Annotated in this window: 25 protein-coding genes and 1 riboswitch; of the genes, 12 read left to right on the top strand and 13 right to left on the bottom strand. The window is 70.6% G+C overall.

Annotated features, from left to right (window positions below; all coding sequences use genetic code 11):
• Window positions 1-19 precede the first annotated feature (19 nt).
• The 5 genes from ACUKCB_RS00300 to ACUKCB_RS00280 form a co-directional block, all read right to left on the bottom strand.
• Complete coding sequence (locus tag ACUKCB_RS00300) at window positions 20-952, bottom strand: fructosamine kinase family protein (protein WP_473040874.1); 933 nt, start codon at window positions 950-952, stop codon at window positions 20-22.
• Between the two features lie 16 nt (window positions 953-968).
• Window positions 969-1,496, bottom strand: a complete 528-nt coding sequence (locus ACUKCB_RS00295; protein WP_473038438.1) for a low molecular weight protein-tyrosine-phosphatase — start codon at window positions 1,494-1,496, stop codon at window positions 969-971.
• Between the two features lie 83 nt (window positions 1,497-1,579).
• Complete coding sequence (locus tag ACUKCB_RS00290) at window positions 1,580-2,014, bottom strand: response regulator (RefSeq protein ID WP_191275227.1); 435 nt, start codon at window positions 2,012-2,014, stop codon at window positions 1,580-1,582.
• A gap of 24 nt (window positions 2,015-2,038) precedes the next feature.
• A complete protein-coding gene (locus ACUKCB_RS00285; protein ID WP_473038437.1) occupies window positions 2,039-3,967 on the bottom strand; it encodes a sensor histidine kinase in 1,929 nt (642 codons plus the stop codon).
• Between the two features lie 26 nt (window positions 3,968-3,993).
• Window positions 3,994-5,253, bottom strand: coding sequence for a PP2C family protein-serine/threonine phosphatase (locus ACUKCB_RS00280; protein WP_473038436.1), 1,260 nt, complete (start codon window positions 5,251-5,253; stop codon window positions 3,994-3,996).
• Between the two features lie 447 nt (window positions 5,254-5,700).
• Between ACUKCB_RS00280 and ACUKCB_RS00275 the strand changes: the two genes are divergently transcribed.
• The 3 genes from ACUKCB_RS00275 (at window position 5,701) to ACUKCB_RS00265 (ending at window position 7,541) form a co-directional block, all read left to right on the top strand.
• Window positions 5,701-6,378, top strand: a complete 678-nt coding sequence (locus tag ACUKCB_RS00275; protein ID WP_473038435.1) for a biliverdin-producing heme oxygenase — start codon at window positions 5,701-5,703, stop codon at window positions 6,376-6,378.
• An 87-nt stretch (window positions 6,379-6,465) separates the two neighbouring features.
• The gene (locus ACUKCB_RS00270) at window positions 6,466-7,119 is read left to right on the top strand and encodes a TetR/AcrR family transcriptional regulator (protein ID WP_473038434.1); all 654 of its coding nucleotides are present in this window, start codon (window positions 6,466-6,468) and stop codon (window positions 7,117-7,119) included.
• A gap of 167 nt (window positions 7,120-7,286) precedes the next feature.
• Window positions 7,287-7,541, top strand: a complete 255-nt coding sequence (locus tag ACUKCB_RS00265) for a hypothetical protein (protein WP_473038433.1) — start codon at window positions 7,287-7,289, stop codon at window positions 7,539-7,541.
• A gap of 52 nt (window positions 7,542-7,593) precedes the next feature.
• On the opposite strand, the gene ACUKCB_RS00260 is transcribed toward ACUKCB_RS00265, so the two are convergent.
• Entirely contained in the window at window positions 7,594-8,502 is a 909-nt protein-coding gene (locus ACUKCB_RS00260) for a 3'-5' exonuclease (RefSeq protein WP_473038432.1), read from the bottom strand.
• A gap of 301 nt (window positions 8,503-8,803) precedes the next feature.
• Between ACUKCB_RS00260 and ACUKCB_RS00255 the strand changes: the two genes are divergently transcribed.
• Both ACUKCB_RS00255 and ACUKCB_RS00250 read left to right on the top strand, forming a co-directional pair.
• Window positions 8,804-9,766 carry an asparaginase gene (locus tag ACUKCB_RS00255; protein ID WP_473038431.1) on the top strand — a complete coding sequence of 321 codons (963 nt, stop codon included), beginning with the start codon at window positions 8,804-8,806 and terminating at the stop codon, window positions 9,764-9,766.
• A gap of 343 nt (window positions 9,767-10,109) precedes the next feature.
• Window positions 10,110-11,375, top strand: coding sequence for an NAD(P)/FAD-dependent oxidoreductase (locus tag ACUKCB_RS00250; protein ID WP_473038430.1), 1,266 nt, complete (start codon window positions 10,110-10,112; stop codon window positions 11,373-11,375).
• On the opposite strand, the gene ACUKCB_RS00245 is transcribed toward ACUKCB_RS00250, so the two are convergent.
• From ACUKCB_RS00245 to ACUKCB_RS00235, 3 genes are all read right to left on the bottom strand, one after another.
• Entirely contained in the window at window positions 11,359-11,550 is a 192-nt protein-coding gene (locus tag ACUKCB_RS00245) for a ferredoxin (RefSeq protein ID WP_452544858.1), read from the bottom strand. The two genes, ACUKCB_RS00250 and ACUKCB_RS00245, sit on opposite strands and share 17 nt — an antisense overlap.
• Before the next feature lie 87 nt (window positions 11,551-11,637).
• Window positions 11,638-12,594, bottom strand: coding sequence for a prolyl aminopeptidase (gene pip / locus ACUKCB_RS00240; protein ID WP_473038429.1), 957 nt, complete (start codon window positions 12,592-12,594; stop codon window positions 11,638-11,640).
• A 56-nt stretch (window positions 12,595-12,650) separates the two neighbouring features.
• Window positions 12,651-13,538, bottom strand: a complete 888-nt coding sequence (locus ACUKCB_RS00235) for a DUF4429 domain-containing protein (protein WP_473038428.1) — start codon at window positions 13,536-13,538, stop codon at window positions 12,651-12,653.
• A gap of 201 nt (window positions 13,539-13,739) precedes the next feature.
• Between ACUKCB_RS00235 and ACUKCB_RS00230 the strand changes: the two genes are divergently transcribed.
• Window positions 13,740-15,455 carry an AMP-binding protein gene (locus ACUKCB_RS00230; protein WP_473038427.1) on the top strand — a complete coding sequence of 572 codons (1,716 nt, stop codon included), beginning with the start codon at window positions 13,740-13,742 and terminating at the stop codon, window positions 15,453-15,455.
• Between the two features lie 206 nt (window positions 15,456-15,661).
• Window positions 15,662-16,723 (top strand): 3-deoxy-7-phosphoheptulonate synthase, encoded by a 1,062-nt coding sequence (locus ACUKCB_RS00225; RefSeq protein WP_473038426.1) that lies wholly within the window; start codon window positions 15,662-15,664, stop codon window positions 16,721-16,723.
• A 63-nt stretch (window positions 16,724-16,786) separates the two neighbouring features.
• On the opposite strand, the gene ACUKCB_RS00220 is transcribed toward ACUKCB_RS00225, so the two are convergent.
• Window positions 16,787-17,677 (bottom strand): penicillin-binding transpeptidase domain-containing protein, encoded by an 891-nt coding sequence (locus ACUKCB_RS00220; RefSeq protein WP_473038424.1) that lies wholly within the window; start codon window positions 17,675-17,677, stop codon window positions 16,787-16,789.
• A 241-nt stretch (window positions 17,678-17,918) separates the two neighbouring features.
• A riboswitch (glycine riboswitch) is annotated at window positions 17,919-18,019 on the top strand.
• A 145-nt stretch (window positions 18,020-18,164) separates the two neighbouring features.
• Between ACUKCB_RS00220 and gcvT the strand changes: the two genes are divergently transcribed.
• The 4 genes from gcvT (at window position 18,165) to ACUKCB_RS00200 (ending at window position 22,587) form a co-directional block, all read left to right on the top strand.
• Window positions 18,165-19,280 (top strand): glycine cleavage system aminomethyltransferase GcvT, encoded by a 1,116-nt coding sequence (gene gcvT / locus ACUKCB_RS00215; protein WP_473038423.1) that lies wholly within the window; start codon window positions 18,165-18,167, stop codon window positions 19,278-19,280.
• A gap of 160 nt (window positions 19,281-19,440) precedes the next feature.
• The gene (gcvH, locus tag ACUKCB_RS00210; protein WP_191274819.1) at window positions 19,441-19,821 is read left to right on the top strand and encodes a glycine cleavage system protein GcvH; all 381 of its coding nucleotides are present in this window, start codon (window positions 19,441-19,443) and stop codon (window positions 19,819-19,821) included.
• A gap of 1 nt (window position 19,822) precedes the next feature.
• Window positions 19,823-21,091 (top strand): serine hydroxymethyltransferase, encoded by a 1,269-nt coding sequence (locus ACUKCB_RS00205; RefSeq protein WP_473038422.1) that lies wholly within the window; start codon window positions 19,823-19,825, stop codon window positions 21,089-21,091.
• 83 nt (window positions 21,092-21,174) lie between these two features.
• Complete coding sequence (locus tag ACUKCB_RS00200) at window positions 21,175-22,587, top strand: L-serine ammonia-lyase (RefSeq protein ID WP_473038421.1); 1,413 nt, start codon at window positions 21,175-21,177, stop codon at window positions 22,585-22,587.
• A gap of 68 nt (window positions 22,588-22,655) precedes the next feature.
• Here ACUKCB_RS00200 and ACUKCB_RS00195 read toward each other — a convergent pair whose 3' ends face one another.
• Complete coding sequence (locus ACUKCB_RS00195; protein ID WP_473038420.1) at window positions 22,656-23,132, bottom strand: hypothetical protein; 477 nt, start codon at window positions 23,130-23,132, stop codon at window positions 22,656-22,658.
• 818 nt (window positions 23,133-23,950) lie between these two features.
• Here ACUKCB_RS00195 and ACUKCB_RS00190 point away from each other — a divergent pair.
• A complete protein-coding gene (locus ACUKCB_RS00190; protein ID WP_473038419.1) occupies window positions 23,951-25,222 on the top strand; it encodes a hypothetical protein in 1,272 nt (423 codons plus the stop codon).
• Between the two features lie 177 nt (window positions 25,223-25,399).
• Here the strand turns inward: ACUKCB_RS00190 and amaP are convergent, their stop codons facing one another.
• Together amaP and ACUKCB_RS00180 are read right to left on the bottom strand one after the other, a co-directional pair.
• Window positions 25,400-25,990, bottom strand: coding sequence for an alkaline shock response membrane anchor protein AmaP (gene amaP, locus ACUKCB_RS00185; protein ID WP_473038418.1), 591 nt, complete (start codon window positions 25,988-25,990; stop codon window positions 25,400-25,402).
• Window positions 25,991-25,992: 2 nt separating this feature from the next.
• Window positions 25,993-26,598, bottom strand: coding sequence for a DUF6286 domain-containing protein (locus ACUKCB_RS00180; RefSeq protein WP_473038416.1), 606 nt, complete (start codon window positions 26,596-26,598; stop codon window positions 25,993-25,995).

Here is a 26,598-nt window from a genome sequence, read left to right as displayed (position 1 = left end):
GCGGGCACCGGAGCACGGGTCAGCCGGCGCGGTACGCGGTCCGCGCGGCCTCCAGAGCGGTGGTCCGGTAGGCAGCTCCGAACAGGCACACGTGCACGAGCAGAGGGTGCAGCTGGTGCAGGGCCACCCGACCCCGCCACCCCGAGGACAGCGGGGCGACCTCGTTGTAGGCGTCGCGGACCCGGTCCAGGTAGGGCAGGCCGAACAGGGCCAGCATCGCCAGGTCCGCCTCGCGGTGGCCGCCGTGCGCGGCGGGATCGATGAGCACCGCGTCGCGTTCACGCCAGAGCACGTTGCCGTTCCACAGGTCCCCGTGGACACGGGCCGGTGGTTCCGGTTCCCCGGCCAGTTCCTCGACCGAGTCGACCACCTTCTCGACGGCACGCGCGTCGGCGGGGGTCAGCGCACCCTGGTCCAGGGCTTGGCGCAGGTAGGGGCGCAGCCGCTGCTCGGCGTAGAAGCGCGGCCAGTTCCGGGACGGGGTGTTGTCCAGGGGAAGCGGACCGATGTAACCGGTCCAGTCCGCACCGAAACCGTCGGCCCCGGTGAGGTGGGTTCCGGCGAGCTGTCTGCCGAGCCGCTCGGCCGCGGCGGGTGTGGGTTCGCGCTGTTCGATCCACGGCAGGACGAGCAGGTGCGAGTCCCACCCCAGGGGCGCGATCGCCGGGGAGCCGAAACACCTCCCGAGCCATTCCAGTCCGCGCGCCTCGGCGACCAGCACCCCCGTGGGCTCGGCCCCGCGCGCCAGGGACTTGACGAACAGCCGGGTACCGTCGGCCAACTCGGCGTAGGACAGGGTCCAGTCGTGGCTGCTCCCGGCCCTGGCGGCCCGCCGGACCTCCCGGCCCAGCAGGGCAGAGACACGTTCGGCGAGGGTCCCGGTCAACGGATCCCGGCGCGGTCGCTCCGGCCCGTCCCCCGGGCCCCCGGGTCCGAAGGACCGCACGATCATCTCCCTGTTCAAGCGGCTAGCCCCGCAGCCGGGATACGAGTTCCCCGGTGAGCCCCTTGGCGGCGGCCTCGACCATGTTCAGGACGGCGGTGAACCCGTCGTCTCCCCCGTAGTAGGGGTCGGGGACCTCCGGGTTGGGGCCGCACCCGGGCGCGAAGGAGCGGAACAGTCGCAGCCGGGAGATGTCGAAGCCGAACTCGGCCCCCCGTTCGTCGACGGCGCGGCGCACCTCGTCCAGGTTGTCCAGGTCCATCGCCAGAACGAGGTCCCTGGTGGCGAGGTCCTCGGGGTCGAACTGGCGGGCGGTGTGGTCGGTCAGGTACCCGTGCACACGCAGTGTGGCGGCGGCACGGGGGTCCATGCCGCCGCCCACGTGCCAGTCGCCCGTGCCGGAGCTGTCGACCTCCACGAGGTCGCTCATTCCGGCGCGTTCGAGGTCTGCGGTGAGCACCTTCGCCGCCATGGGCGATCGGCAGATGTTTCCCAGACACACCACACTGACGCGGTAGGGACCAGCGGGTTCACGCGGTTCCGGCAGGCTCATGCCCTTACCGTAACGAAAAACCGCCGCACCCACCCGGTCCGGCGCGGTGAGTGCGGCCCTCGTCCCCGGATCCGGGTCCCGGATCAGCTCTTGGGGAGCCGAACGACGGTGACGAAGAAGTCGTCGATCTGGCGCACGACCCTGATGAACTGCTCGAAGTCCACGGGCTTGGGCACGTAGGCGTTGGCGTGCAGGCGGTAGCTGCGCAGCACGTCCTCCTCGGCCTCCGAGGTCGTGAGTACCACGACGGGGATGTGCGCGAGGTTGTCATCGCTCTTGACCTCCTCCAGTACCTCCCGGCCGTCCTTACGCGGCAGGTTGAGGTCCAGGAGGATCAGGTGGGGGCGGGGGGCATCAGCGAACTCACCCTCGCGACGCAGGAAGCGGAGCGCCTCGACGCCGTCCGAGACCACGTGCAGCCGGTTCCCCAGCTTGTGTTCCTCGAACGCCTCCTTGGTCATCAGGACGTCACCGGGATCGTCCTCGACCAGCAGCACCTCAATGGGATGCACCAACATGACCTCGCTCAAGCTTTCAGACCCCTATACGGGCCCCGCCCCGCGACCGGGGGGAGCCGTACCGCCAGCACCGCCGGGCCGGGGACGGGGTTCCCCTTCGGGTTCTTGACCCGTGGGAACCCCGGTCTCCGGCTCGTTGCCGCTGGACTCTCGTGTGGCCGTCGGCGTCTCGTCCGCGGGGGCGGACTCGACTGCCTCGGTGCCCTCAACATGGTTATCGGTATCAGCGGTCGATCCGGTTCCCTCCACAGCAACCGGATCTTCCTCCTCCGCCTGGGTGTCGACGGGCAGGGTCCAGCATATGCGGGTTCCGGTCCGGCCGGAGTCCGCGCCCTCGGCGGTTTCGGCCCCTTCGGCGTCCTCTGCGCCCGTGTCCAGCCACATGCGTCCGCCGTGGAACTCGATGATCTTCTTGCACATGGCCAGGCCGATACCGGTACCGGTGTACTTCTCCCTGGTGTGCAGGCGCTGGAAGATGACGAAGATCCGCTCGGCGTACTGCGGTTCGATGCCGATGCCGTTGTCCGTGCAGCAGAACACCCATTCGTCGTCCTGGCGTTCCACGCTGACGTGGACCTTGGGCGCGTCCTCGCCGCGGAACTTGACCGCGTTGCCCACGAGGTTGAAGAAGACCTGGGTGAGCAGGGTGCGGTCGCCCTCGATGGTGGGCAGGACATCGCCGGTGATCTCGGCGTCCGCCTCCTCCAGGCGGGTCTCCAGACTGCTCAGAGCGTCGTCCAGGGCCACGTTCAGGTCGACCGGGGCGAAGTTCTTGGTGCGCCCGACCCGGGAGAAGGCCAGGAGGTCGTTGATGAGGGTCTGCATGCGTTTGGCGCCCTCGACCGCGAAGTCGATGTAGGAGTCCGCGCGCTCGTCCAGCTGGCCGTGGTAGCGGCGCTGGAGCAGCTGGCAGAAGCTCGCCACCTTGCGCAGCGGTTCCTGGAGGTCGTGCGAGGCGACGTAGGCGAACTGCTCCAGTTCCAGGTTGGACCGGCGCAGCTCCTCCGTCTGGTGCTCCAGCAGGCTGGACTGCTCCTGCAGCTTGCGCCGCGCCGAGGCGACCTCGTCCAGGTCGTGCACGATGCGCTCGCGCATGGCGTCCACGTCCTGGCCCAGCTGGACGATCTCCGGTGGTCCCTGCAGGGAGATGCGGTGGGCGTAGTAGCCCTCGGAGACCTGGCGCATGTGCCCGGCCAGGTCCTCCAGGGGGCGCAGCACCCACTGCTGGAGCATCACCCAGAGGAAGACCGACAGGAACACCACGACCAGGCCGACGAGCACCAGGAGGGCCACGACCTGCTGGGTGGCCAGGGTCAGCCCGCTCTGGGCCTCCTGGATCTCGCTCTCGAGGTGGTTGGTGGTGGCGTCGGCGGCCCGGTTGAGCTCCAGGAACAGCACCCGGCCGCGCTGGAGGTCCTCCTGGGTCGGTGTCTGGCCGGTACGGACCTGTTCCAGGACCGGTTCGGCGAACTCCTCGCTCCAGACCTCGCCGGCCGCGATGAGCTCCTCGACCTTGGGCGCGACGTCCTCGTTCTCCTCGGCCAGGGTGGTCAGGGCGCTCCGGTACTCGGCGAGGGACATCCGCTGCTCGACGAAGGGCTGCAGGAACTCGCGGTCGCCGGTGAGGATGTAGCCGCGCAGGGCGTGGTCCTGGCTGAGGTAGGCCGAGCGGGTCTGCTCGACGGTACTCAGCCCCGGCGTGAGCGAGTCGACCTGGCGGGTCAGGGAGTCGCGTGCCTGGAAGGCGGCGAGGGTGATCACCGAGACCGCCAGCACCAGAACGACGGCGACCACCGTCAGCAGGCTGGTGACCCGGCGGCGCAGGCTCCAGGAGTGCCTGCTGGAGTGCACCCGGTTGCGGAGGGAGGCGCTGACGGAGGAGGCCCCTCCGAAGGACCTCCGGGCTCTTTCCCCCTCCCCTGGGACCGGATCCGTTCCGGGCTCGTTGTCCATGGTGCGATGTCCCTCCCCGGGGGAGCTCACTCCGGCTCTCCGTGGTTGACGAGCAGCATCGCCACGTCGTCCTGGAGCGGCCCCCCGTTGCTGCGCTCCGCCTCGTCCACCAGGTGTTCGGGCAGGTTGTTCAGGGCCACGCCCTGGGTGAGCGCCCCGTTCACCATCCGACGCAGACCCGCGACCTCCAGGCGCGCGGGCGGTCCGCCGTCGTAGGCGTCGACCAGGCCGTCGGTGTAGAACAACATGCTCGCGCCCTTGGGCAGCACGATCTCGGCCGCCTCGTCCTGATCTACCGGGAAGACTCCCAGCGGCGGCTGTGGGACGGCCTGGATCTCCTCCGCCACACCGTCGGTGACGACCATGGGGGGCGGATGGCCGAGGACGCGCACCCGGGCCCGGTCACTGCCGGTGTCGAGGCTGGCCATGCACAGCGTCGCGTACATCTCCTCCTGGGCGCGCTCGCTGACCAGGAGGTCCTCCAGGTTGGGCAGGACGCGTTCCTCGGCGACCCCGCTCATGACGAGGGTGCGCCAGGCGATGCGCAGGCTGACGCCGAGAGCGGCCTCGTCCGGGCCGTGGCCGCTGACGTCGCCGATGATGACGTGGGTGGTGCCGTCCTTCTCGACCGCATCGTAGAAGTCGCCGCCGACCAGGGCGCGTTTGCGGCCGGGCCGGTAGTAGGCACGGTGGCTGAGCGGCGAACGGCCGAGCAGGACCTGGGGCAGCAGGCCGCGCTCCAGGCGCATGTTCTCGCGGGCCCGCATCCGCGCCTCGCGCAGCTGGCGGGCGTTCTCGTCGGCGCGGCGCCGCTCCAGGGAGTAGCGCAGGCTCCGGGCCAGCAGGGAACCGTCCACCTGGCCCTTGACCAGGTAGTCCTGGGCGCCCGCGGCGACGGCGGCGATGCCCTCGTGCTCGTCGTCGAGGCCGGTGAGGACCACCACCGCGGCTGAGGGCGCGCTGCCGAGGACCTCGCGTAGCAGGCCCAGGCCGTGCCCGTCGGGGAGGTTGAGGTCGAGCAGGACGCAACCGCGGAAGTCGGTGAGGTGTTCGCGGGCCGCCTCGAGCGTGGAGACCCAGGTGATGCGTGTGGTCAGTGCGGTGTCCGCGAGGAGTTCCTCGGCGAGGAGGGCATCGCCGGGGTCGTCTTCGATCAGCAGGACGTCAACCGATTCGACGGTAGCCTCCACCCGGTCGTCCAGGACGGTGTCGTCACCCGGGGCGGCGCTGCCGTGTGTCGCAGCGCCGTCGGCGGCGTTGGCCGCTTCGTCACCGATCACCGTCACGGGATCGTGCCCTGTTCTCCTGGTATCCACTCATCGCCTCAAGGTTCGTGGGTCCGTGGGGTGCGTTGTCATGCCGGAGGCCCGAGGCGGACACCTCGGGTCTTCCCGGCGGTTCGGACCGCACGACACCCAAACGATAAACGCCCTGGCGACCAGTTGACCAGCGGACGAGACGAGACACACCCAACGCCGGGGGGACACGGCCGCCCCACCTCGCGTGCGCGCAGGCCCGGGCGCGCGGGGCATCCGGATGCGGGCGGCGATCGCGTAGGTGGTCAGAGCATGCAGGTGCGCGTGCAGGAGCGCGTGAACCATGTGACGCAGGGCACTCCAAATGAGCCCTGTATCCCTTTTTATATGACAGAGCGTCGTATCCGCCTTGACAGCGCCGCGCACCTAAATGACATGATGTCATAAAGACCCCGAAGCGAGAGGCGGACAGTGCCGATGAGCACAACGGCCGAGGCCCCCGCAACGGCCTCCCCCACCGTCGGCGAACCGTTCTCCGAACGACTCAGGGCCGCCACCCGGGGCGACCACGCCACCGCCGAGCAGCACGGCTTCACCGAGGCCCTGCTCGCGGGCGAGCTCCCGCGCGCGGGCTACACCGAGATGGTCGCCCAGCACCACTTCGCCTACGTGGCCCTGGAGCGGGTCGGCCGCGCCCTCCGCGAGGACCCCGTCGCAGGCCGCTTCCACTACCCGGAACTGGAGCGCGTCCCCGCCCTGGAGGCCGACCTGGAGCACCTGCTCGGCACCGACTGGCGCGGGCTGGTCTCCCCGACCCCGGCCACCAGGACCTACGTCGCGCGCATCGAACAGATGGCCGACCACCCCGCGGGCTTCGTCGCCCACCACTACACCCGCTACATGGGCGACGTCTCCGGCGGCCAGTTCATCCGCCGGATCGCCGAGAAGGCCTACGGCCTCACCCCCGACGCGGGGGTGGCCTTCTACGTCTTCGACGCCCTGGGCAGCCTCCCGAAGTTCCGTTCCGGGTACCGTGACCGCCTCGACTCCCTGGCCCCGGACGAGGCCACCGCGGAGTTCCTCATCCGGGAGACCCGCCTGGCCTACCAGCTCAACACCGAGGTCCTCGCCGACCTGGGCAGGCAGCACGCCTGACTCGCCTCCGGCCCGCCCCTCACCCCTCCGGCCCCGCTGCGGCCCCGACATGCCAGTCCGGCCGCCGCAGCGTGCCACCATAGGGACATGCCCAAGATCACGGCCCCGACCATCGCCGCCCACCGCGCCCGCACCCGGGACCGCATCATGGACGCCGTGGACGGGCTGATCAGAGCACAGGGGATCGACCGCATCTCCATGACCGACGTGGCCAACGCCGCGGGCATCACCCGCACCGCGCTCTACAACTACTTCCCGGACAAGCCCGCCCTGCTCCTGGCCTTCACCGAACAGGTCAACAGCGCGTTCGTCGAGCGGTACAAGCGCGAACTCCCATCGGGGGTCTCGGCGGCCCGGCGCCTGTCAGCCTTCGTGCGGCTGCAACTGGAGGGCCTCGTCGCCCACCCGCACCCGCCCGCCGCCGAACTGGGCGCCAGCCTGGGACCGGACGCCTACCAGGCCCTGGCCGCGCACGTCGCCCCGATGCAGCGTCTGCTCACCGAGATCATCGAGGAGGGCGTCACGGCCGGGGAGTTCGACCACCTGCCCGCCGAGCGCACCGCCGGTCTCACCCTGTCCATGGTGGGCTCCCAACGACTACCTCTGGTCAACGACGAGATCGACCTCGACGGGACCCACGCGCTGGTCACCCGGTTCGTACTGCGTGCCCTCGGAGTGGCGACCGAAACCGTGGACACCATCCTCCCCTCCACCGCCAGGGGAAACACCGAGAGTTCCTGATGGTTCACCCTCGGTGATAAAGGTCAGGGCCTAACCCGAGCTGGCCAGGAGTGGCCACCCCCGATCTGCATGAACGCGACGGAACCGGGGAACTATCCGCCCTGCCCGGAGCCCCCGCCCGGGCACTTCCACCCGCCCGGATCCGAGTCCCGTTAGGCCCTCCTCCCGTGTCCCTCGTACTGATCGCCGTCGGCGCCGTCCTGGTGTCGATCGCCCTGTTCAACAAGGTCCCCCGCCTCACCGCCGGGCGCCTGCCCGCACCCCGCCCCGGCGGCGGGGTCGCCACCGCCCAGCGTGTCAGCGCACCGCCACGGCTGCGCCTGGCCCCCGCCCGACTCACCGAACAGGGGCGAGCCCTGCTCACCACCGTGGGCGGCAGCGCACTGATCGTGGCGTTCTTCCTCACCCTGTCCGGTCTTTGACGCCCCGGACCGGGTCATCTCTCTGACGGGACCCGGGCCACCGGACCCGGGGTCAGCCCGCGCGGCCCCGGAGACCGCCGCGCCCGCCCGCCATGCGCACCAGCAGGCCACCCGCGACCGTGGCCGCGACCCCTCCGGTCACCGCGGCGGCCGCGGCCACCCGCTCCCACAGCCTGGAGTCACGGTGCGCGGCACTCTCCGCGGCCGCCCGGTCCGCCGCCCCGAAGGCGCCACCGCACAGCGCGGCGTCCAACTCGGCGCCGCGCCAAGACGCCTTCCACTCGTTCAGGGGCTCCAGCCCACCGGGCTCCGGGGTCGTGCGAGGCTTCCAGCGCACCGGGCCGTCCACGGGCTCACCGCCCCGGAGGACCAGGGGCGGCGGCCCCGCGTAACGCAGCTCGCCGGGCGCGTTCGCGATCATCTCCACGAGCAGCCTGGCGCAGGCGCGGGCGTCGCCCAGGGCGGTGTGCTGCCCCGTCGGCCAGGACCCGCTCAGCAGGTGGGTGGCGCGCGGCAGCGAGTAGCGGGGGAGGTCGATCTGGGCGCGCAAGGCCCTCAGCGTGCACAGGCCCGACTGGCCGCGCGGTAGACCGGCGGGAACCAGCTCAGCGGCGAGGAAGCGCTCCTCGAAGTCCAGGTTGTGGCCGACCACCACCGCCCCGGAGAGCAACTGGGCCAGGCGGGGGACGATCTCGGCCACCCGCGGGGCACCGATGACATCTCCCTCACCGATCCCGTGGAACTCCTGTCCGGCCACCGGGCCCCGGGGGTCCACCAGCGTGCTGAACTCGTCCACGAGCTCTCCGTCACCGCGCACCCGCACCACGGCGACCTCGACCAGACGCGCGCCCTCGCGCGGGTCCAGACCGGTCGTCTCGACGTCAAGCACCGCGTACTCCAGGTCCGCCGCACGCGTGCCGACCCTTCTCCGGGTCAGTTCGCCCATCCGCAGCGTTCCCATCGCCAGTCCCACTCCCTTTGTCACGCCGATGCCCCGGCAGGTGTTCCAGCAGGTCGTCCCGGTGCGTCCGGCACCCGCCCACCGTCGGTCCCCGACCTTACTGCCCGCGTCCGACACCGGGCGCACACCCTGGCGCGGCGCCAACGGCATCCCAGAGCGCGGACAGAGCCGCCGGCGACCCCGCGAGCCGCACACCAGCGCACGGGAAGAACCGAGGGTGTGTGTACGTTTTGACGCGTGCCTGCCGTCGGCGGGTGCACACCGCGATTCCCCCACAGCCTCAACGGCGAGGAGAAACCACATGAACCAGGATCCGCTGCCCAGCTACGCTCCCCTGGCGGAAGTCGTCCGTTCCGGAATGCGCGAAGGCGTGCACTACGGCGCGGTCGTCGGGCTCTCGGCCGAAGGTGAGATCGCCTACGCGCGCGGGCCCGTGCACGACGCCATGTTCCCCCGCTCCTCCGCCAAACCCTTCCAGGCCCTGGCCGCGCTGCGCGCCGGCGCCCCGCTGGAGGGGACCTCCCTCGCGATCGCCGCGGGAAGCCACGGGGGCGAGGAGTTCCACGCAGCCGAGACCGAACGGATCCTGGCCTCGGCCGGACTCACCGCCGAAGCCCTCCGTTGCCCGCCCGCCGTCCCCGGCGGTTCCGCCGCCCGTAAGGCCTTCCTCGCCGCGGGCCGCTCCCCCGAGCGCCGGTACATGAACTGTTCCGGCAAGCACGCGGGCATGCTCGCCGCCTGCGTCGCCCAGGGGTGGAGCACCGAGGACTACCTCGACCCCGAGCACCCGCTGCAGGTACTGGTACGCGAAGCGACCGAGGACATGTGCGGCGAGAGGATCGCACACACCGCCGTCGACGGCTGCGGGGCGCCACAGCTCGCGGTCTCCCTGGTCGGCCTCGCCCGAGGCATCCAGGGCATGCGCCTGTCCCCCGAGGGCAGCGCCGAGCGGACCATCATCGAAGCGATGAGCGCCCACCCCGAGTACGTCTCGGGTACCGACCGCATCGACACCGAACTGATGACCCGTATGCCCGGCCTGGTCTCCAAGATCGGCGCCGACGGCGTACTCGTGCTCAACGTGCCCACCGGTGAGACGGTCGCCGTCAAGATCAGCGACGGAGACGCCGAAGAACGCTCACGCGTCCTCGTCGGCCTCACCGCCCTCCAGGCCCTGGGGGTGGACGTCACACCCGTCAAGGAGCACCTGACCACCCCCATCCAGGGCGGCGGCCGGACCGTCGGCGAAGTCCGCGGATTGTAGTGCTTGTTTGGGGGCTGTGTTTGCTTGGGGCCTCCCTGTGTTTGCTTGGGGCCTCCGCTTCGCTTCGGACCGTGTTCGGGCGCCTGAGGGGAGATGTTCTTCATCCTCGTCTGCGCCTGGCTCGTTCCTCGCCGGCGGCTTGACTCGTCTTGCAGAACACTCCCGCGCCCGAACGAAAGAACACCCCCTGGGGTGACGGTGAGCGGGAAGCACTCCCTCTGGGGCTGAGGTGGGAAGGCGGGCACACCCCCTGGGGTGGAGGCGGGCGGGAGGTGTTCCTCCTGGAGTCGAGGTGGAAAGTGCATCCTGGGGGCCAGAGCCCGGGAGACGGAAAGGAAACACGGTGTCGGACACCCTGAACGAGATCGTCATCGCCGGTGCGGGCATGGCCGGGCTGCACGCGGCGGAGGCCCTGCGGGAACACGGCTTCGAGGGGCGTCTGACCCTGGTCGGGGAGGAGCCGCACCGGCCCTACTCACGACCTCCGCTGTCCAAGGAGGTCCTGACCGGGGTCGGGATGGACCCCGCGCACGGCGGCCCGGGATGGCTGGTCGGGCACCGCGCCCTGCGGCTGCGTGAGGACGCCGTGGTCGAGGGCCTGGACCTGGACTTCCGACCGAACACGCGGGCGGTCGGGCTGGACCCGGCAGCCCGGGAGCTGCGCGTGGCCGGACCCGGCGGCGGGGGTTCGCTGAGCTACGACGGGCTGATCGTGGCCACCGGGGCGCGGGCCCGGCGCCCCGGCACCGACCTGGCCGGGGTACACGTCCTGCGCACCCTCGACGACGCCGAGGCGATCCGTGCGGCCTTCGACTCCGGCGGACACCTGGTGGTGGTCGGCGCGGGGTTCGTCGGGGCCGAGGTCGCCGCGAGCGCCCGTGCCGTGGGAATGGAGGTCACCCTGGTGGAGGCCGCTCCCACCCCGCTGACCAGGGTGGTCGACCCGCGTGTCGGGGACGTCCTCACCGACCTGCACCGGGAGAACGGTGTGGACGTGCGTCTGGGCGCGGGGGTGACCGGGTTCGAGGGTGCCGGCCGGGTGGAACGCGTCCGGTTGGCGGACCGTTCCGCGATCGAGGCCTCCCTGGTGGTGGCCGGGGTGGGTGTCCACCTCAACACCGAGTGGCTGCGCGGTTCGGGCGTGGAGCTGTTCGACGACGGCTCGGTGGTGTGCGACGAGTACTCCGCCACCTCGGTGCCGAACGTGTACGCGGTCGGTGACCTGGCCAACTGGCCGCACCCGCGCTACGGCGGCCGGATCCGGCTGGAACACTGGACCAACGCGAGCGAACAGGGCGAGGCGGCCGCCCGCAACCTGCTCGCCGGGACGGGGCGGACGCCCTTCACCCCGGTGCCCTATTTCTGGTCCGACCAGTACAAGAAGAAGGTCCAGCTGCTGGGGCAGGGCGCCCCCGCCGATGAGGTCGCCTTCGTGCACGGGTCACCGCAGGACCGGAAATTCGTCGCGTTCCTGGGGCGCGGGGGGATGCTCACCGGGGTGCTCGGCCTGCGCTCCACCCCGCGCACCATGCGTTACCGCGGCATGTTGGAGAAACCCACCACCTGGGAGGAGGCCATGGCCGCGGCCGGGGCTACCCCGTCACGGTGATGGCTCCCTTGGGGCACATCCGCTCCGCCTGGAGCACCTTCGCGCGGAGCTCCTCGTCCGGCTCCTCGGTGAGGAGGTAGAGGAAGTCGTCGTCCCTGACCTCGAACACCTCCGGGGCCGCGGCCATGCACAGGGCGTTGCTCTCACACTGGTCGTAGTCGACCTCGACTCGCATGCTGCCTTCCTCTCGTCCGCGGGCCGCCGCCCGGCCACGGGCGGCGGCCCTGGGGGGCACGGGTGGCCTCACCCTAGCCACGGATCCCTACTTGGCGAAGCGGTCGGTCGCCTCGATCAGCTGGTGCAGGATGCCGGGCTCGCTGAAGGCGTGCCCCGCGTCGTCGACGACGTGGAACTCCGCCTCCGGCCAGGCCCGGTGCAGATCGTGGGCGGTGCGCATCGGGGTGCACACGTCGTAGCGGCCCTGGACGATCACCCCGGGTATGTGCCGGATCCGTTCGGCACCCTCGATGAGCTGTTCGGGGGTGAGGAAGCCCTTGTTGTGGAAGTAGTGGTTCTCGATCCGGGCGAAGGCCAGCGCGTAGTCCTCGTCCGCGTGGTGTTCGCGCAGTGCGGGGTTGGGCAGCAGCGTGATCGTCGACCCCTCCCACACGCTCCACGCGCGGGCTGCCTCCAGCCGCGTCTTTCGGTCCTGGGACTCCAGGCGGCGGGCGTAGGCGGCGATGAGGTCGTCGCGCTCCCCCTCCGGGATGGGGGCCAGGTAGGACTCCCACAGGTCCGGGAAGAGGTGGGAGGCGCCCTCCTGGTAGAACCAGCGAAGCTCCTGGTCGCGCAGGGTGAAGATGCCGCGGACGACCAGCTCGGTGACGCGCTCGGGGTGCTTCTGCGCGTAGGCGAGGGCCAGGCAGCTGCCCCAGGACCCGCCGAAGACCTGCCAGGCGTCCACGCCGATCATCTCGCGCAGGCGCTCCATGTCCTCGACCAGCGCCCAGGTGGTGTTGGTGGCCAGGTCGACGTCCATACGGCTGGCGTGCGGGGTGGAACGCCCGCAGTTGCGCTGGTCGAACAGGAGGATGCGGTACCTCTCCGGATCGAAGAGCCGACGGTGGTCGGGGGTGCAGCCGCCGCCCGGGCCACCGTGCAGGAACACCACGGGTTTGCCCGCGGGGTTGCCGCACAGCTCCCAGTAGACGCGGTGTCCGTCACCGACGTCGAGCATGCCCGAGTCGTACGGCTCGATGGGCGGGTACAAGGTGCGCAAGGCGTGGGCCCTTTCGTGCTGTTCGTGGCTGGGTCGTGTTCGGGGCCGGACCGGGATCAGAGCCGCCCCAGGAGCTCCGCTTTCTTGGTGCCGAACTCCTCGTCGGTCAACAGCCCCTCGGCGTGGAGGTTCCCGAGCTCCCGGATCTTGGCGAAGATCTCGTCGCCGTCGTCGGCCGCGCCCGCCGTCAGGGCGGCGGGCTCCTCCCCGGGTTCCTGGTCCGCCAGGGCGATGCGGCTGTTGACGGTGGCGGCCATCAGGAGGGTTTCGTCGCTGCCCTTGGGGCCGTGCGAGACCAGGGTGAAGAAGTCGTGTTCGAGGCCGGAGGCCTCGGGGATGGTCGCTCCGCGCAGCACCACGCGGAGGAAACCCTCACCGAAGTCGACCTGCGGGGACCACTGGAGGGACCCGATCTCGGAGAGCGGGAACTCGCGCGACTTCTCCTGTCCCTTGGCGGTGCTCGCCATCCAGCCGTCCCAGTGGAGCCGTACCCGTTCCCCGTCGAAGGAGACGGATCCCTCTCCGGTGCGCGCCTGGAAGGGCGGCCTGACCACCAGCCCCAGGGCGACCTCCGAGAGGTCGAGCGGCGCCCCGCGGACCTCGCGTGCGTAGCGGGCGGACTCGGCGAGCCGGTCGGCGCAGTACTCGGCGACCAGCTCCCGATCATGCGGCCCGGTCAGCACCAGTGGTGTGGCGGGGGCGGCGGTGCCCACGGTCTCCAGATCCGCGTAGGGGTCGGCCCCGTCCACCAGCCGCACCCGGAGCCGCCACCCCTGTTTGCGGTCGCCGGGGTCGAAGTCCACCTCGCGTACGGCGGCCAGCGGAACCGAGCACTGGCCGAGCGCCCTGAACAGGTGCGGCACCTTGCGCCCGGTGCCGAACCCGATGCGCACCCTCTCCTCGTCGAAGCGCCAGATGGCGTGGTGCCCGCGTAGTTCCTCCATGGGGAAACATCCTAGAGGTGCCGGTGCGCGGCGGGCAGGCCCCGGCCGCACCCGGCAAACCCCGGCATCGGCGGGGCGATGGGTCGAGGCGGCCCGTTGCGGGTAGAACCGCAGGGGCACACCCCGCCCCATCCGCTCGCACGGCGGTGGGGGCCCGTGGGCGGCGCGCTCGGCGCGCCGTACCCGAAACGGAGGCCTTCGATGTCGAAAGAGATGTCCGAGGGGGCACGGGAGTTCCGCGCCGCGCGGGACCTGCTCCTGCAGCACCGGGAGGACCAGGAGACCGCGTGCCGGGAGTTCGAGTGGCCCAGACCGGAACGGTTCAACTGGGCACTGGACCACTTCGACCTGGTGGCGGCAACCCGCCCGGACCGGACCGCGCTCTGGCTGGTGGAGGAGGACGGCACCGAGGTCCACCACACCTACCGACAGATGTCGGAGCGGTCCAACCAGGTGGCGAACTGGCTGATCGGCCAGGGTGTGCGCCCCGGGGACCGGATCATGCTGATGCTCGGCAACCAGGTCGAGCTGTGGGAGACCATGCTCGCCGCGATCAAGCTGGGCGCCGTGGTCACCCCGACCGCGACCAACCTGTCCGAGAGCGACCTGGTGGACCGGCTGGACCGGGGCGACGTCGCGCACGTGATCTGCTCCCCCGCCGAGACCGAACGGTTCGAGCACCTGGACGGGCACTGGACGCGGATCTGCGTGGGCTACATGGACGGCTGGCTCAGCTACCCGGACTCCGAGCACGCGGGGCTGGACTTCACTCCGCCGCGGCCCACCGGGCCGGACGACCCGCTGCTGCTGTACTTCACCTCCGGCACGGCCGCTCGCCCCAAACTGGTCACCCACACGCAGCGCTCCTACCCCGTCGGCCACCTGTCCACCATGTACTGGTTGGGCCTGCGCCCCGGCAACGTGCACCTGAACGTCTCCGCCCCCGGCTGGGCCAAGCACGCCTACAGCAGCGTGTTCGCACCGTGGAACGCCGAGGCGACGGTGCTGGTGGTCAACCGGGAGCGGTTCGATCCGACGGCGCTGCTGGACGCGGTGGTGCGGTGCGGGGCGAGCAGCCTGTGCGCGCCACCGACGGTCTGGCGAAGGCTCCTGCAGGTCGGCCCGCAGGCGTGGGAGGTCGGACTGCGTGAGGCGGTGTCCGCGGGGGAGCCGCTCAACCCGGAGATCGTGGACCGGATCCGTGCGGCGTGGGGGATCACGGTACGCGACGGGTTCGGGCAGACCGAGACCACCATGGTCATCGGCAACGGCCCGGGCCAGGAAGTGGTCCCGGGCTCGATGGGACGGCCGCTGCCCGGCTACGGCATCGTCCTGATCGACCAGGAGACCGAGGAGCGTTCGGACTCGGGGCAGATCTGCGTGGACCTGGCCAACGAACCCGTGGGGGCGATGCGAGGGTACTCCGACGACCCCGAGGGAACCCGGGAGGCGACCCGGCGCGGCATGTACCGCACCGGCGACATCGCCACCCGGGATTCGCGCGGTTACATTACCTATATCGGCCGGTCCGACGATGTGTTCAAGGCCTCGGATTACCGCATCTCACCATTTGAGCTGGAAAGTGTTCTGGTCGAGCACGAATACGTGGCCGAGGCGGCGGTCGTCCCCTCACCCGATCCGCTGCGGCTCTCGGTCGCCAAGGCCTACGTGACCCCGGCCGAGGGCGTGCCACCCGACGCCGAGGCCGCCCGTGCCGTCCTGGAGTACGCCCGCGGTCGGCTGTCCCCGTACAAAAGGGTGCGCCGCCTGGAGTTCATCGAACTTCCCAAGACCTCCTCGGGTAAGATCCGACGGGTGCAGCTGCGCCGGGCCGAGGCCGAACGCGGCACGGTCACCGACGGCACGCGCAACCCGCGCGAGTTCTGGGAGGAGGACCTCCCGAAACCGGGGGACTGACCCACCGGCCTCCGCAGTGCCTTCGGAGGAATGGCCACCGCGCATTTTTGTCTCGAATAATGAGACACCTTCTTCGGAAATGCCCTGGTGTGGCCTTTCCCATCCTCCGCCCACCGTCGAAATGCCGACGCGGCCGCACCAGCCGTGTGCGACCGCGCTACGGTTTTGTTGCGAGACGACCAACCCGACGGGACCTAGGGGAGACGATGACGAGCACCAACGACACACGGGTGGCGAGTTACAAGCCACTCATCGCCCCCCGGGACCTGCTCGCGGAACTGCCGATGAGCGCCCAGAGCACGGAGCTCGTGGAGAGTTCGCGCACCGAGGTCAAGCGCGTACTGGACGGTACGGACGACCGCCTCCTGGTCGTCGTCGGCCCCTGCTCGGTGCACGACACGGAGTCGGCCCTGGACTACGCCCGCCGGCTCAAGGAGCTGGTGCCCTCGGTCAGCGACGAACTGTGCGTGGTCATGCGGGTCTACTTCGAGAAGCCCCGCACCACGGTGGGCTGGAAGGGCCTGATCAACGACCCGGGCCTGGACGACACCTACGACGTGCACCGCGGCCTGCGCACCGCCCGCAAGCTACTGCTGGACATCAACGCCATCGGACTGCCCGCGGGCACCGAGTTCCTGGACCCGATCACCCCGCAGTACATCGCCGACGTGGTGTCCTGGGGCGCGATCGGCGCCCGCACCACCGAGAGCCAGGTGCACCGCCAGCTCAGCAGCGGCCTGAGCACCCCGGTCGGTTTCAAGAACGGTACCGACGGCGACGTACAGGTCGCCGTGGACGCCGTGGGCGCCGCGGCCGCCTCGCACACCTTCTTCGGTGTGGACCCCGCGGGAGCGGGTTCGGTCGTGGTCACCGACGGCAACCCGGACTGCCACGTCATCCTGCGCGGCGGCCGCAGCGGCCCCAACCACGACCCCGCTTCGGTCGGTTCGGCCCTGGGCGTCATCGAGGGCGCCGGTCTGCCGCGACGCCTGATGATCGACGCCAGCCACGCCAACAGCGGCAAGGACCACGTCCGCCAGGCGGCCGTGGCCCGGGAGATCGCCGCCCAGGTCGCCGAGGGCGAGAGGGGCGTCGTCGGTGTGATGCTGGAGAGCTTCATCGAGGAGGGCGCGCAGAAGCTCGGCGACCCGGCCGAACTCACCTACGGCCAGTCCATCACGGACAAGTGCATGAGCTGGGAGACCACCGGGGGCGTGCTGGAGAACCTCGCCGAGGCCGTGCGCCAGCGCCGCAAGAACGCCGTCTGACCGGTTCGGGGTCCGGCGCGATCCGCCGGGCCCCGGACAGACCGGACCATGGGAAGCGGGGGGCTACCGCGCGGGAAGGGCCTCCAGCGCCACCAGGAGCTCACGGCCCAACGGTTCGCTCAGGACGGCGTCACCCGCGTCCTCGAGCTCCAGCCGGAGCGCGAACGTGTGCAGGTCGTCCCCGCGTTCGACCCAGCCGACCCACCAGCCCGGCACGGAGTCGACCTCCGCGCCCAGACCGGTCCGACCGAAGAGCTGATGGTCCGGGCCCTCCTCGATCATCAGCAGTTCGCGCATCGCGTGCTGGTGGCCGACGTCCACGGGCAGTGCGGCACGGGCCAGTTCGGCGATGAAGGTGGCCTGCTCCAGCGCGGAGATCTCCAGCGGACCCTCCAGCCAGAAACGGTCCATCCTGTCCTCGTCGCCGACCTGCCGGTTGCCGTAGTCGAACCGGTCCACCCAGGCGGTCATCTGCTCGTGCCCGATCCGGTCGGCGATCTCCCGGTGGACCGGCACGTCGGAGGAGGGCAGGGACTCACGCAGGCTCATCTCCTTCCCTCCCTCGGGGGAGACGACCTCGTCGATGTCGGCCACCTCGCCGGTCTGGAGGGCGATGAGCGTGTTCGGCAGCTTGAAGGTGGAGGCGGGCACGGCCCGCTCCCGGGCGCCCTCCGGGTTCACCACGACCGCGGACCGGTCCTCGGCGTCGAAGAGCACGAACGTCCCGTCCACCCCGGCCTCGGCGAAGACCGCTTCGAGGTCGGCGCGCTCCACGGTCTCCACGTCACCCAGCGCGACGGGTTCACCGGCGCGCCCCTCGGCCCGTTCGGCGGGCTGACCGTCCCCACCACAGGCGGACGCGGCCAGGCTGAGGGCGCAACCCGCCGCACCGGCGGCGAGCCGGACCCGGGTCCGCCCGGACCTGCCGGGAACGTGTTCGGTGTCGGTACGCACTCGTCTCCTCCACAGGGTGTCCGAAGGAACGTCCCCCACCAAGCTAGGGCATGCCCGACGGCCGCGTACCCTGCTTCGCGAGACCCCGAACGAGCCGCCCCGATCGGGCCGTCCCCCGAAGCCACCAGCGGGCCTCCGTCCCACCGTGCCGCCCCCACTGCCGGCCCGCCCGGCGGTGGGGCCGAACCGGTCGGTCAGTCTTGGGCGCCCTGTGACGCCGCTGCTAGGCTGAACGTGTTGCTGACCCCGTACGGGAGAGAGTCCGCGTATCCAGCGTGGGCCGCCGAAGGAGCAATCCTCCCCGATGACAACCTCTCAGGCACAGCGGACCGTACGGGCGAGACCACTCTGGAAAGCAGGGACCTGCTCCCTCGCCGAAGGTGCAAACCACGCCGAGCGCGCGGTGAAGCTCTCAGGCACCCATGACAGAGGGGGAGGATGGCAACGCCTTACGCACGACACGACGCCCATCCTCTCGGGAGTGCCCATGTCAGAGCCCACGCCCGCGCCACGTCTCACGGCGCTGCACAAGACCCACGAAGAGGCCGGGGCCACACTCGTCGACTTCGCCGGGTGGCTGATGCCGCTCCGCTACTCCAGCGAGACCGTCGAGCACAACGCCGTCCGTGAGGCCGCCGGACTGTTCGACCTCTCCCACATGGGCGAGATCCGGCTGACCGGCCCGCAGGCAGCCGAGGCCCTCGACTACGCCCTGGTGGGCTTCCTCTCCAAGGTCAAGGTGGGGCGCGCCCGCTACACCATGATCACCGCCGAGGACGGCGGCGTCCTGGACGACCTCATCGTCTACCGGCTCGGTGAGCAGGAGTACCTGGTCGTGGCGAACGCGGCCAACGTGCCCGTCGTCGCCTCCGCCCTGGCCGAGCGCGCCTCGGACTTCGACGTCGAGGTCGCGGACGAGTCCGCCGCCTATTCCCTCATCGCGGTCCAGGGCCCGCGCGCCGTGGAGATCCTCGCCCCGCTCACCGATGCGAACCTCGACGAGATCCGCTACTACGCCGGGTACGAGCACACCGTGGCCGGGGTCCCGGTCCTGCTCGCCCGCACCGGCTACACCGGCGAGGACGGCTTCGAGATCTTCGTCAAGCCCGCTGACCGGGCGCCCGAGGTCTGGGCCGCGCTGATCGCCCAGGGCTCCGAGCACGGGTTGGTCCCGGCCGGGCTCTCCTCCCGGGACACCCTCCGGATGGAGGCCGGGATGCCGCTCTACGGCCAGGAACTCACCTCCGAACTCACCCCCTTCGACGCCGGGCTCGGCCGTGTGGTCAAGTTCGACAAACCGGGCGACTTCGTCGGCCGCGCCGCACTGGAGGAGGCCTCGCGTACCGCACGGGAGCGCCGCCTGATCGGGCTCGCCGCCCGCGGCCGCCGCCCGCTGCGCAAGGGCCAGGACGTGCTGCGCGACGGGACCGTCGTCGGAGTCACCAGCAGCGGCGCCCCCTCCCCCACTCTGGGCCGCCCCATCGCCATGGCCTACGTGGACGGCGACCTCGACACCTCGACCGGCACGTTCACCGTGGACGTGCGCGGGAGGGGCGAGGAAGTCGACGTGGTCGAGCTGCCGTTCTACAAGCGGCAGTCGTAGGAAGCGGGGGTCCGACGAGGGCCCCCGAGAGCCTGCACGCACCGCACGGCTGGATCCCCACGAGGGACCGGCACGGTCGGGGCGTGGCCGGGCGTAGGCCGGGCCGGGTCGCCGTACGGGCGCACGGCAGACAAATGGAACACCTCCAAGGAGAGTTGAAGTGAGCGTTCCCACGGAGCTGGGTTACACCGCCAAACACGAGTGGATCGTGGTCGAGGACGGGATCGCCACAGTCGGGATCACCTCGTTCGCCGCCGAGTCGCTGGGCGACATCGTCTACGTCGAGGCCCCCGAGGTCGGCACCGAGGTCACCGCGGGTGAGCCCGCGGGCGAGGTGGAGTCCACCAAGTCCGTCAGCGACGTCTACTCGCCCGTGAGCGGAGAGGTCGTGGAGGTCAACGAGTCCCTCGAGGACGCCCCCGAGACGATCAACTCCGCCCCCTTCGAGGGCGGCTGGCTGTTCAGGGTGCGGATCTCCGAGGAGCCCGCGAACCTTCTCTCCGCTGAGGAGTACACCAAGCTGACCGAAGGCGAGAACTAGCATGACCAGCGACAACCTGCTCAACCAGAGCCTGAGCGAGCTGGACCCCGAGGTGTCGGCCGCGGTCGACGCCGAGCTGGGCCGCCAGCGCGACACCCTTGAGATGATCGCCTCGGAGAACTTCGCCCCCCAGGCGGTTCTGGAGGCCCAGGGCACCGTCCTCACCAACAAGTACGCGGAGGGCTACCCCGGCCGCCGCTACTACGGGGGGTGCGAGCACGTCGACGTGGTCGAGCAGCTCGCGATCGACCGCGCCAAGGAGCTGTTCGGCGCCGAGCACGCCAACGTACAGCCGCACTCCGGTGCCCAGGCCAACACCGCCGTGTACTTCGCGCTGCTCAAGCCGGGCGACACCATCCTGGGCCTGGACCTGGCCCACGGCGGCCACCTGACCCACGGCATGCGGATCAACTACTCCGGCAAGATCCTCAACGCCGTGGCGTACCACGTGCGCGACGAGGACGGCACCGTCGACTACGACGAGGTCGCGGCGTTGGCCAAGGAGCACCAGCCGAAGATGATCGTCGCGGGTTGGTCCGCCTACCCGCGCCAGCTCGACTTCGCGAGGTTCCGCCAGATCGCCGACGAGACCGGCGCGCTGCTCATGGTGGACATGGCGCACTTCGCCGGTCTGGTCGCGGCCGGGCTGCACCCCAACCCGGTGCCGTTCGCCGACGTGGTCACCACCACGACGCACAAGACCCTCGGCGGCCCGCGCGGCGGCATGATCCTGGCCAAGGCGGAGCTGGGCAAGAAGATCAACTCCGCGGTCTTCCCCGGCATGCAGGGCGGTCCGCTGGAACACGTGATCGCGGCCAAGGCGGTCTCGTTCAAGGTCGCGGCGAGCGAGGAGTTCGCCGAGCGCCAGCGCCGCACGGTGGCCGGCGCCCGGATCCTCGCCGAGCGGCTCACCCAGCCGGACGCGGCCGAGGCCGGGGTCAAGGTCCTGACCGGCGGCACCGACGTCCACCTGGTCCTGGTCGACCTGGTGGACTCCCAGCTCAACGGGCAGGAGGCCGAGGACCGGCTGCACTCGGTCGGTATCACGGTCAACCGCAACGCGGTTCCCAACGACCCGCGGCCGCCGATGGTGACCTCGGGGCTGCGGATCGGCACCCCGGCCCTGGCCACGCGCGGCTTCGACGAGGGTGACTTCACCGAGGTCGCCGACGTCATCGCCGAAGCGCTCAAGCCGGAGTTCGACGAGGCCGCCCTGCGCGACCGGGTCAGCGCCCTGGCCGCCAAGCGCCCGCTCTACCCGAACCTGTAGCAGTACCCAGCCGTGTGGGTCGCCAACGGCCCACACGGCGCCGCCCCCACGGCCCGACCCCTGTGCTCAACGAGGAGGACAGCATGGCCATCAGCGTCTTCGACCTGTTCAAGGTCGGTATCGGACCATCCAGTTCACACACCGTCGGCCCGATGAAGGCGGCCCGGACCTTCGTGTCCGGACTCCGTTCGGAGGGAGTCGTGGGGCGTGTCCACCACCTGCGCGCGGAACTCTACGGTTCCCTCGCGCTCACCGGTAAGGGGCACGGCAGCGACACGGCCGTGATCCTGGGACTGATGGGGCACACCCCCGAAGGGGTGGACGTGGACGCGGTCCCGGACCTGGTGGAGGGGGTCCGCTCGGAGCGGACCCTGTACCTGGGCGGCCCCGACGGTCCCCCGGTGGCATTCGACCCCTCCGTCGACGTGGACTTCCGCCGCAAGGAGAGCCTGCCCGACCACCCGAACGGGATGCGGTTCGTGGCGCTGGACTCCTACGGGACCGAGGTCGCCGCCAAGGTGTACTACTCGGTGGGCGGCGGTTTCGTCGTGGACGAGCGGGCCGCGGGTGCGGACCGGATCAAGGCCGACGACACCGTGGTCCCGTACCCCTTCGACAGCGCCGAGGAACTGCTGCGCCTGTGCGAGCGGACGGACATGTCGATCAGTGCCCTGATGCTCGCCAACGAGCAGGCGTTCGGCCGCACCCCGGACGAGATCCGCTCCGAGCTGCTGGAGATCTGGACGGCGATGCGCCAGTGCGTGCGCCGCGGGGTCATGACCGAGGGCAGCCTCCCCGGCGGTCTGAAGGTGCCCCGGCGGGCGCACCGCCTGTACCGGCAGCTGGGCGGCAACTGTGACGAGCACGGCCTGCTCGCCCCCACCCACGTGGATCCGGACCCGATGCGCGGCAGTGACTGGATCACGCTGTACGCCCTGGCGGTCAACGAGGAGAACGCCGCGGGCGGGCGCGTGGTGACGGCCCCGACCAACGGCGCGGCGGGGATCGTTCCCGCGGTGCTGCACTACTACCTGCACTTCAGTCCGGGCGCGGGCGACGAGGGAGCGGTCCGGTTCCTGCTGACCGCCGCGGCCATCGGCATCCTGTTCAAGCAGAACGCGTCCATCTCCGGTGCCGAGGTGGGCTGCCAGGGAGAGGTGGGTTCGGCCTCCTCGATGGCGGCCGCCGGCCTGGCCGAGGTGCTGGGCGGGTCCCCCGCACAGGTGGAGAACGCGGCGGAGATCGCCATGGAGCACAACCTGGGTCTGACCTGCGACCCGATCGGCGGTCTGGTCCAGATCCCGTGCATCGAACGCAACGCGCTCGCCTCCGTCAAGGCGATCAGTGCCACCCGGATGGCCCTGCGCGGCGACGGCAGCCACTTCGTGAGCCTGGACAAGGTCATCAAGACGATGCGCGACACCGGCCGCGACATGATGGACAAGTACAAGGAGACGAGCCGCGGCGGTCTCGCCGTCAACGTCATCGAGTGCTGAGGGGCGCGGCCCGGCCGAGGCCCTCCCACCGGGGTCTAAGCGGCCCCGGTCCCGCAGCCCACGGGCCCTCAGCGCGTTCCGGCGGTGAGCCGCGGCCGCTGCTCCCCCGGCTCCCTGGGGCGCAGGCGCCGCTGGTCGAGGACCGCCTCGCGGGGAACCCGGTCGACGACGTAGTCGACCTCGGCCCGCCACAGTCCGTCGGCTCCGCGGCCCGTCCAGCGTTTGAGGAGGCCCTTGTGCCACGTTCCGTGGTCCATGACCCAGCACAGCCGGGTTCCGGGGGGCGCATGGTCCGGGAAGCAGTGGATACACGGCGGCCTGTCGTGCACGATCCGGTCGATGGGGGCGGTGACGGGGTCGTGCAGCTCCAGCCCCAGCCGGAAGGCCTTCTTCCGACCCTCCACCAAGGCTTCACAGTGCGTGTCCCGATGGAAGACCGAGCCGCCGGCCGTAATGACCACCCGTGCCGCCAGTCCGCTCGGAACCGGCTTGCACAGGCCGCACTGGCCGGGGAGGAGATCGTGCAGGCAACGTTCGTCAGCCACCCCGCCATTTTACCGAAACACGTTACAGAAATCGTTTCCCCCGATCGACGCCAGGTCGCTGACCTGGAAACATTCCCTGACTGAAAAGGTTGTCCACAACTGGACACCGGTTTTCGAGACGCGCCACAGACAGAGAACTCGTTCCTGCCGAAAAAGTTCGGGGCGAACAACGAACCCGAGCTCGGCGGAGGTCGCCGTGGAGCACGCCGCGAACCCGACCGGCACCGCCCGCCCCTTGGCCCGCCGGCCGAATCGGGTGCATCCGAGCGGGAATGCTCGAAGGACATTCGGGGTTGTACCGGACGCACGGCCAGTGACCGGGCTTGAGCCTCCCACCCGCTCGCCCATGCTGGTCGTCACCCCGGGTCTGGTGGCTTGAGCTCAGCTCGCCACCAGACTCGCCCCCTTTCTGCACCGACCTACCGGGCCGACGTGTTCGGCGCGGGGGGAGCAGCGCTTCGACCGCGTTGGGGAAGGCGTGCGTCCCGGCCTCAGCACACTGACCCCGGTTGGAGCCGGAACCGGTTCGGTGGCCGCTCCAGCCAGAGGCCCATGGCCACGACCAGGTCGGTTCGGGTGTACGGGTGGAACCGGCAGTGGTTCGAGGAAGGGCCCAGGCGCACGGAGGTGGAACCGGAGCACCCGACGGCCCCGGACGCTACCTGGTGCCCGTCCCGGCCGGATTGCTGCTTCCGGAGCTCACGCTCGCCGGAACATTCGTCACGGTCCCCACGCCTCTGACCACATCCGGCCACCGGATTCGAACCGAGCAGGAACACCCAGGAGGCCTGTTTACGGCTGTGGTAGAACAAGCTTCCGTGAACCCCATTCTCTCCTCCCCCGTACCGCGCTTGTTGGCGCCCCTCGCCGCCCTGATACTGGCGGCCACCGGCTGTGGCCTCGTCGGCGCTTCGTCAGGTGAAGAGGAGACCACGGGCGCCTCGGCCGACGCGCCCGCCGACGAAGACGCCCCCCGGGAAGAGGGCGCCGAGGAGGAACCCCCGGAAACGCCCTCCCTGGCCGACCCCGGCATCCTCACCGCGAACTGCGACGTGGCCGAGGGCTGGGTCGAGTACACCCTTTACTCCTCCGACAACGCCGACGAACTGCTCCAGGTCGGATTCGACATCATGGGCAGCGACCGCGGCGAGTCCGAGGACCTCTCCCACGGCCGCATGGTGGACGCGGGCATCGCACTGGGCTCCTCCTGCCACGAGAGCCAGCGGCCGCCGCTGTTCCCCGAGCGCAACCTCGTCATGGCCACCTTCACCGAGGAGGTGAACGGCAACCAGGTCAGCGGGTTCGGGGTCCTGTCCGCGGACGGCATGTTCACGGCGCTCAGCCCCGAGCAGGAGGTCGACGACTTCGGCACCCCGATCGACTACATCCACCCGGTGGCCGACCCGGAGCGCGACCGGATCATCTTCGTGCAGGACGAGGGCGGGACCGAGCACACCATCCACGCCATGGACCTGGAGAGCGGGGAGATCACCGACCTCGGCGCCACGTGCGCCAGTACGCGGTGCGACCAGCTCACGGTCGTGCCGGGGATCGACGGCGCCGTGCTCTACGGAAACTACTTCAACAGCATGGCGGTGGTCATGGACGGTGCGGGGCTGGTCGGGAGCCTCGAAAGCCGCACCCTGTTCTACTTCGACATCAGTGACCAGGTCGGTTCCGACGTGGTCGACCTGACCCGCGACACCATCTATCCGGACCGCTCCCCCGAGGTCCCCGTGGACAAGCGGTCCGGCTTCCAGGCCCTCGACGACGGCACCCTGCTCTTCGCCGACGACGAGCTGAGCGTCATCGAGTTCACCGCGGACACCCCCGAGACCTACGAGGCGGAGAACGAGGGCGTCCTCCACCACGAGCTGGAGCCGCTGCCCACCGAGCGGACCCTGATCCCCGAGGGCCCCCGGTCCAACTCCGACCCCGTACTGTCGCCCGACGGCTCCGAGGTCATCTTCCGCTCCAAGCCGCAGACCGGTGACTCCAGCTGGTACAGGGTGCCCACGGACGGCTCCAGCGGACCGGAGGAGTTCCCCGGGCTGCCCGCAGACGTCCACAAGATCCTCGCCTGGAGGTAGAACGACCCGAAAAGGCGGGAATGTCCGGCCGTGCTCCCGGCTTGTACCGAGGGCACGGCCGGAGTCCGGGCTCGAGCCTCCCACCCGCTCGCCCGTACCGGCCGTCACCCCGGGTCTGGTGGCTTGAGCCCAGCTCGCCACCAGACTCGCCCCTCCCGGAACGGGATTGCCGCCCCCTCAGGCCAGACTGCGCCTGGGGTTCTTGGCCGGGGCGGTCATCGACATCCGAATGACCGCGGGCACCTGGTCCAGTCCGAGGGAGCCGCGCAGGTTGGCGAGCGCCTCCGAACGCACCCTCTTCCAGACGTGCGCCACGTCCGCGTCGTCCTCAAGGGTGAGCGCCAGGCGCAGGTGCGGTTGGTCGCTGGACTCGGTCAGCCGTGCCCGGGCCTTGCGAACCCCGGGGTAGTCGGCGACCTCCTGTTCCAGAGCCCCACGAGCCACGCTCTCGGACATCTCCACGTTGCCCGCGTCGTCGCGCTCCAGGAAGAGACGGCCCACCGTGTCGTTCATGCCCTGCACCATCAACCACCGCAGGGCGAGGAAACCCGCCACGAAGGCGACCGCCACCACCGCGTACGGAACCCACTGCTGCGCGAGCAGCTCGTTGAGGCGCTCGCCGACCAGCGGTGCGGACGCCAGGTCTCCACCGAAGAGCCCCTGCCCCACCGCCAGTGCGGCCAGGCCCGCCGCCAGAAGCACCGACCCCACGATGACCAGGCCCAGACGGTTGCCCCGGGCCGACCTCCGACTCCTGTCGCGCGCCATCGTCAACCCTCCGCGTATCGAACGTGCGTGGCGATCCGCATGCTGCGCAGCGGGGCCAGCTCCTCCAGTCGGCGCTCCACTGCCGAGGTCACCTCGCCGGGCAGTTCGCGTGAATCACGCATGCCAGTACGTACGTGGACCTTCAACCTGTTGCCGCGCACCGCCACCTGGACCCCGTCGACACCGCTCACGTCCTGGGCCGCGGCGGACACCGCGCGGCGCAGCGCGGGCCGGGTCAGACCGACGACCAGCGCCGGGTCGTCGGTGCGCAGGGCGGTCCACCGGCCCCGGCCGGGCGCCAGTGCCACCACGATCAGAGCCAGCCCGATCAGGGCCAGGATCGCCGAGGCGATCTGCACGGACGGTTCCGACCAGGTGGTGGTCCCCGCGTAGTCGGTCGCCGCACCGACGGGGATCAGCCGCAGTGGGTTCCCCGCGAGGGCGGCGATGACCTCGGCCGCGGCGACCACGGCGACCACCAGGATCACGAGACCGGTGAGCACCGCCGGCCAGGACCTGCGCGGACGGAACGTGTGCACGGCGACCCGCCTGGCGCGGCGGTCCGTCCCCTGGCTCGGACGACCGAGCACCTCTTCCACGGTGGTCAT

Source organism: Nocardiopsis moroccensis (assembly GCF_055763695.1).
This window is presented reverse-complemented; position numbering and strand designations above follow the sequence as displayed.